Origin of the sequence: Paracoccus sp. P2 (assembly GCF_046335115.1) — a bacterium.
Lineage (GTDB): Bacteria > Pseudomonadota > Alphaproteobacteria > Rhodobacterales > Rhodobacteraceae > Paracoccus > Paracoccus pantotrophus.
Genome location: NZ_JBGOSN010000155.1, coordinates 1 through 1,135, shown reverse-complemented (window position 1 = coordinate 1,135; position 1,135 = coordinate 1). Strand labels below are relative to the sequence as shown.

Annotated in this window: 2 protein-coding genes; both read right to left on the bottom strand. The window is 59.8% G+C overall.

The window, feature by feature from the left end; all coding sequences use genetic code 11:
* Positions 1-201 precede the first annotated feature (201 nt).
* Positions 202-612 carry a hypothetical protein gene (locus ACDP63_RS24950; protein ID WP_128493044.1) on the bottom strand — a complete coding sequence of 137 codons (411 nt, stop codon included), beginning with the start codon at positions 610-612 and terminating at the stop codon, positions 202-204.
* A gap of 71 nt (positions 613-683) precedes the next feature.
* A partial coding sequence (locus ACDP63_RS24945; RefSeq protein WP_409928865.1) for a hypothetical protein occupies positions 684-1,135 on the bottom strand: 452 nt, incomplete at its 5' end.

The window sequence follows — 1,135 nt, the reverse complement described above, 5'->3', positions numbered from 1 at the left end:
GACGTAGCCGGACAGGTGATCAACGCGCCAGTCGCCCACAAAGTGTTCCCGCAGCCCCTGCCACGTTGCCGGCGAGGACGTTCCGCAAAGGTCCGAAATGTCGCCCGCGCGCTGCGCCAGCGCGGGAACGGCGGCGCAGGACAAAATGGCTGTCAAAACGATGACCGGTCTCATTGGATTTGTCCTCCCTGCCGCAGAACGCTAGTGCCCGGTAGCAGTGATCCGGCCTCCATCCACATCCAGAACCAGCATTTGTCGTTCGCCGGCAGTTCGGCCTGACATCGGGTAGGCCATCAGACCTGCCTCGATCACGCCGGTGAAGTGAAGTGAACCGTCATTGTCGTGGTCGATGTCGAGCATTGCCTGGCCCCCGGCCTCGCTTGACAGTCCAAGAGCGGGATTTCCGTCTTCGTCCTCGAGCCGCAGTTCGAGAAGACTTGTGGTCCCATCGGCCACCATCACCATCAACCGAACGGAACCGATGCCCGATGGCACCTCCTGCGGTTCGGCAAGAATCCGCAGAGAGCCAATGCCTTCGCTCTCGAAATGGTATTCTGACCGCTCGGCGTCGATCCGCCATGAAACAGGCGTCTCTTCCAGGAACCCAGTCATATCCCCACCCGGCTGATCGGCCAACACAGGCGCGGACAGGCAGATCGCAATTAGGGAAAGCGCCGCGGTCCTCACTGCAGCTCACCCAATACGGCTTCAAACGTCAGGCTAACGCTGAGAGTATCGTCGGGATCAGGATTTCGAAGGGCAATCCGGTCCACACTGGTTAGAACACCTTCCACCTGGCCCGCGATCGTCAGCACACCGCCTTGGTGCGAGGCGCTCGTAATTGTCAGGGAGAGTTCATCGTCCAGGTCCGCACGGTAAATGCGATACGGATCGGTATCGAGAATTGGGATATCGATTTCTGCGGAAAGGAAGTCACCATCGAGGTCGCCGATCCACTCTGCGCCGAGGGATAAGCTGCCCAGGCCGCGCTCCCTCAGTGCCGGTGCTTGAAAATAGATTGAAAAGCTTGAAGACGTGAAGTCGGACTGCTCTGTCCAGACCGACAGTTCTATCTCTTCGCCTGCGATCGTCCCTGACGCCGCTCCCCCCGGTTCTGCAGCGATGACGGGTACGG